General features: G+C 75.7%; 5 protein-coding genes and 1 pseudogene. All 6 read right to left on the bottom strand.

The genetic code is table 11. The annotated features are described in order from the left end of the window. Positions 1–233 (bottom strand): annotated as a pseudogene (locus ACFXGA_RS30980) (hypothetical protein); the annotation flags it as partial. Beyond that, the gene (locus ACFXGA_RS30975) at positions 185–1,465 is read right to left on the bottom strand and encodes a sensor histidine kinase (protein ID WP_378094018.1); all 1,281 of its coding nucleotides are present in this window, start codon (positions 1,463–1,465) and stop codon (positions 185–187) included. The gene ACFXGA_RS30975 and the pseudogene ACFXGA_RS30980, both read right to left, overlap by 49 nt. A gap of 61 nt (positions 1,466–1,526) precedes the next feature. Next, positions 1,527–2,402, bottom strand: a complete 876-nt coding sequence (gene pqqB / locus ACFXGA_RS30970) for a pyrroloquinoline quinone biosynthesis protein PqqB (RefSeq protein ID WP_378094016.1) — start codon at positions 2,400–2,402, stop codon at positions 1,527–1,529. A gap of 132 nt (positions 2,403–2,534) precedes the next feature. Beyond that, positions 2,535–3,611 carry a pyrroloquinoline quinone biosynthesis protein PqqE gene (pqqE, locus tag ACFXGA_RS30965; protein ID WP_378094014.1) on the bottom strand — a complete coding sequence of 359 codons (1,077 nt, stop codon included), beginning with the start codon at positions 3,609–3,611 and terminating at the stop codon, positions 2,535–2,537. Continuing rightward, entirely contained in the window at positions 3,604–3,873 is a 270-nt protein-coding gene (gene pqqD, locus ACFXGA_RS30960; RefSeq protein WP_378094011.1) for a pyrroloquinoline quinone biosynthesis peptide chaperone PqqD, read from the bottom strand. The genes pqqE and pqqD overlap by 8 nt, the downstream gene beginning before the upstream one ends. A gap of 12 nt (positions 3,874–3,885) precedes the next feature. Further along, on the bottom strand, positions 3,886–4,584 hold the full coding sequence (pqqC, locus tag ACFXGA_RS30955) for a pyrroloquinoline-quinone synthase PqqC (RefSeq protein ID WP_378094009.1): 699 nt from the start codon (positions 4,582–4,584) through the stop codon (positions 3,886–3,888). Between the last annotated feature and the right edge of the window lie 76 nt (positions 4,585–4,660).

Raw genomic sequence — 4,660 nt, 5'->3', positions numbered from 1 at the left:
GGCGGCGGGTCACCTTTGGGGGGGCCTCTTTGGGGGCCCCTAACCCCTGTGTGTTTCCCTGGGCGCGCCTGCCCACTTACCACCCCTCCCTGTTGGGGGGGGGGGTCGACCAGGGCCTTCAGCAGGGCGGGACCGGAGTCGACCGCCTCCACCACGTCGAAGTCGTACGCCTCCAGCAGTCGGATCAGGCCGTCCCGGAGGAGGACGAGGTCTTCACCGAGGACAACTCGCACGGCAGCTCCATGGTCACGATGGTCGGCCCGCCCACCGGGCTCGCGATGCCGAGTGTGCCGTCGAACGCGGCCAGCCTGCGCTCGATCCCGCGCAACCCGCCGCCGGGGGACGCCTCCGCGCCGCCCCGGCCGTTGTCCCCGATCATCAGCGACAGCCGGCCGCCCTCGTGCCGCACCCGCACCCACGCGTCGGTCGCGCCGCTGTGCTTGGCCACGTTGGTCAACGTCTCGGCCACCGCGAAGTAGGCGGCCGACTCGACCGGGGCCTCCGGCCGACCGGCCAGCTCCAGGTCCACCTCCACCGGCAGCGGGTGCGCGAGCGCCAACGCGCGCAGCGCGCCGTCCAGCCCCCGGTCGGCGAGCACCGGCGGGTGGATGCCGCGCACCAGGTCCCGCAGCTCGGCCAACGCCTGGTTGGACGACTGGCGGGCCTCGGCCAGCAGCTCCTGCGCCGCCTTCGGGTCGCGGGCCAGCAGCTCCTCGGCCATGCCGAGGCTCAGCCCGAGCGCCACCAACCTCGCCTGCGCGCCGTCGTGCAGGTCCCGTTCGATCCGGCGCAGCTCGGCGGCCTGCGCGTCCACCGTGTCGGCCCGCGAGTCGGCCAGCACCCGCACCCGGTCGGTCAGGGTGGCGGTGGCGCTGGGCGCGAGCAGCCACCGGGCGACCTTGGCGTGCGCCCTCGCGGCCCTCGGCGTGGCCCACCACGCGGCCGCCAGGTACAGCCCGCCCACCAGCGGCGCGAGCACGAAGCTGCCGGGCGTGTCGTGGTGGATCAGGTTGTACTCGACGACCCTGGCGTTGGCGAGCCACAGCAGCGGCACCACGAACCCGAACGCGCCGCCCAGCCACAACGCGGCCGGCGCCACGCCGAAGACCACCCCGGAGATCGCGTTGAGCGGCAGGAACGCGAGGTCCCGCCACGTCGCCGGGTCGGTGGCGACGGTGCGGACCCTGGTCATCGGGCCGCGGTTGGCGGGCCGCCGGTAGGGCGGCGGGATCTCCTGCTCCAGCACCCGGCCTGCCCAGCGCCGGAAGAAACTGGTGTAGCGCCGGGCCAGGGCGGTGACCAGCAGCAGGATCGGCACGCCGACCGTCACCAGGATGAGCGGGTAGCCGAGGAGCTGGAGCGGGACGAGCGGCAGCCCGAGCAGGCACAGCGGCGTGCGCGCCAGCCCCAGCGCGGCCTGCGTCAGCCGAACGCGCCCTCGGCGCACCAGGTCGTGGTCCGTCATGGGCTTGATTCTTCCGGCCGGCGGGCGGCGGGTCGGTGGGTTTAACCCCCCGAAACGGACGTCAGAGGTCGATCACCGTGCCGTCCGGGACGACCTCGACGCCCGCCGCGGCCACCTCCGCGTGCTCCGGCGACGCCGGGTCGAGCACCGGGTTGGTGTTGTTGAGGTGGGTGTAGATCCGCCTCGTCGCGGTGTGCCGCCGCAGCTGCGGCAGGCTGTGCGCGATCGGCACGTGGCCCATGGCGGCCTGCCCGCTCGGCTCGCCGGTCGCCGCGCCCATCTCAGACGGCGCGTGGAACGTGCCGTCCAGCAGCGCCACGTCCGCCTCCGCGACCAGCGCGTCGAACCCGTCGGGCCACGACGCCAGGCACGGCGCGTACAGCAGCACCCCGCCGGTGGCCGGGTCGCGGAACCGGTAGGCCACCACCCAGTGGCCCCCGACCGGCGGATCGTCCGCGTACCGGGGCCGCTTGCCGCTGACGCCGAACGCGGTGACCTCCAGCCCGCCGTCGAGCACCACCGGCCGCCCGTGCGCCACCGGCTGCCACGACCACTCGCCGTACCGGGCCAGCACGGCCCGGGTCGGCGCGAGCGCGTCCAGCACGGTCGCGGGCGCGTGGACCCGCAGGCCGGGCGCGCCGCGCAGCACGGCCAGGCCCAGGGTGTGGTCCAGCTCGGCGTCGGTGAACAGCACGCCGCGGATCGGCGTCTCGCGCGGCCCGGGACCGGGCGCGAGCGCGGGCGTGGCGGCGAGCTGCGCGCCGAAATCGGGCGAGGTGTTGACGAGCCACCACCGCGCGCCGTCCCCGCTCACCGCCAGCGCGTCCTGCGTGCGCGCGGGCAACCGGCCCGCCCGCACCGCCGAACAGGGCCCGCACGCGCAGTTCCACTGCGGCACACCACCACCGGCCGCCGTCCCGAGCACGACCACCCTCACCGCACCATCACCTTCGCCGCCGGATCGCCGACACGCGCCGCCGCCGCTTCCCCGCCCGGCCGCCGCGCGCACCGCGCCCGCCACCCGCCGCGCGCCGCGTTCGTCACCGCACCGCCGTCCTCACCGCGTTCGTCACCGGACCACCGTCCGGGGCTTCACCAGGTCGGGCCGCGCCTCGGCCGGCGCGCCGGCCAGGATCAGGTCCACCACGCCCCGGTGCGGCGACAGCGTGCACACCGGGTCGGTGGCCGCCGCGTCGCCGGTCAGCTGGAACGCCTGGCAGCGGCACCCGCCGAAGTCCAGCTCGCGGCGCGCGCAGGAACGGCACGGCTCGCGCATCCAGTCGAAGCCGCGGAACGCGGTGAACGCGGGCGAGGAGTGCCAGATGTCGGCCAGCGGCCGGTCCCGCACGTTCTCCACGCCCAACCCCTCGATCACCCCCGCCGCCGGGCACGGCAGCACGTCGCCGTTCGGGGCCACGGTCAGCTGCCGCGCGCCCCACCCGTGCATGCACGGCTTCGGGTGCGCCTCGTGGTGGTCCGCGATCACGTACACGATCTCCATCGCCGACCGGGCCTGCGCGGCGGCCACCACCTCGGCCGCCCGCGCGAGCTGGGCCCGCGTCGGCAGCAGCGCGGCCCGGTTGCGCAGCGCCCAGCCGTAGTACTGGGTGTTGGCCAGCTCCAGCCGGTCCGCGCCCATCCGCTCGGCGAGCGCGACGATCCCGTCCACGTGGTCGAGGTTGAGCCGGTGCAGCACCACGTTCACGGTCAGCGGCAGGCCCGCGTCCCGCACCGCGGCGGCGGCCCTGAGCTTGTGCCCGAACGCCCTGGCCCCGGCGATCAGGTCCGCGTTGTCCTCCCGCGCGTCCTGCACGGACAGCTGCACGTGGTCCAGGCCCCGCGCGACCAGGTCCGCGAGCCGGTCGGCGGTCAGCCCGAGCCCGCTGGTCACGAGGTTCACGTAGCAGCCGAGCCCGGACGCGTGCGCCACCAGCTCGGGCAGGTCCCGGCGCGCCAACGGCTCCCCGCCGGACAGGTGCACCTGGAGCACGCCCAGCGCGCGGGCCTCGTCGAACACCGCCTGCCACCGCGCGGTGTCCAGCTCGTCGCCGCGGCCGACCAGGCCGACGGGGTTCGAGCAGTACCCGCAGCGCAGCGGGCACCGGTGGGTCAGCTCGGCGAGCAGGCCGAACGGCGCGTCAGCCATCGACGTCCACCACCCGCCGCGCCGCCAGCCGCCCGACCAGCTCGGCCACGTCCTCGGCCCGCACCCCGTCGAACTCCTCGGCGAGCCGGCGGGCGATGCCCCCGACCGACGTCCGCCCGTCGCACAGCCCGACCACGGCCGCCGCCGTCTCGTTGAGCACCAGCACGCCTTCCGGGAACAGCACCACGTGGCTGTCCCGCGTCGGGTCGTAGGAGGTCTTCACGCCCCGGCGCAGGCGGGGCACCGCGTCCAAGCCCGTCATGAGCAGGTCCGTTCACGAGTAGTAGTCCACGGCGTCGAGCACCGCGCGCAGCACGTCGCACTTGAAGTCCAGGGCGGCGACCGCCGCCTCCTGCTGCTCGCGCGTGCGGCAGTGGCGCACCACGATGTCCACAGTGGACCGGCCTTCGTCGGCGACGACCCGCAGCCGGTCGGTGAAGTAGGCGAGGCCCTCCTCGGCGATCCACGGGTAGTGCTCGCGCATGTCGGCGACCCGGCGCGCCATCAGGCCGCGCGAGAACATCTCGGTCAGCCCGGACGCGACCGCCTCCACCCACGGCCGGGTGCGGGCGAAGGTCACGTAGGCGTCCACCGCGAACCGCGTGCCGGGCACCACGTGCCGCTCGTCCAGCACCTCCTCGCGGGTCAGGCCGACGGCCTCGGCCAGGCGCAGCCAGTTCTCCGCGCCCCCCTCGCCGGGCGCGCGGCCGTCGTGCCAGACGATCCGCTCCCGCCACACCCGCCGGACCTCGACGTCCGGGCAGTTGGCGAGGATCGCGGCGTCCTTGCGGGGTATCGCCCGCTGGTAGTACCAGCGGTTGGCGGCCCAGAGCCGCAGCTCGTCCTTGCCCAGCCGGCCCTCGTGCAGCCGGAGGTGGAACGGGTGGCGGTCCCAGTAGCGGGGGGCCAGGGCGCGCAGGCGCGCGGTGAACTCGGACGGGGACAACAACGTCACGGCGCCGGTCTCGGGCACGGTGGCAGACACCTCTCGGTCCGCGGGCGGGCGGGGCGGGGGGGGGCTGCGTCGGGGGGGCGGCCCGCGCCCCCAC

The organism is Actinosynnema sp. NPDC059335 (assembly GCF_042752395.1).
In the GTDB taxonomy this organism is placed as follows: domain Bacteria; phylum Actinomycetota; class Actinomycetes; order Mycobacteriales; family Pseudonocardiaceae; genus Actinosynnema.
Note: the sequence above shows the minus strand (reverse complement) of the source record. Positions and strands in the feature narration are given on the sequence as shown.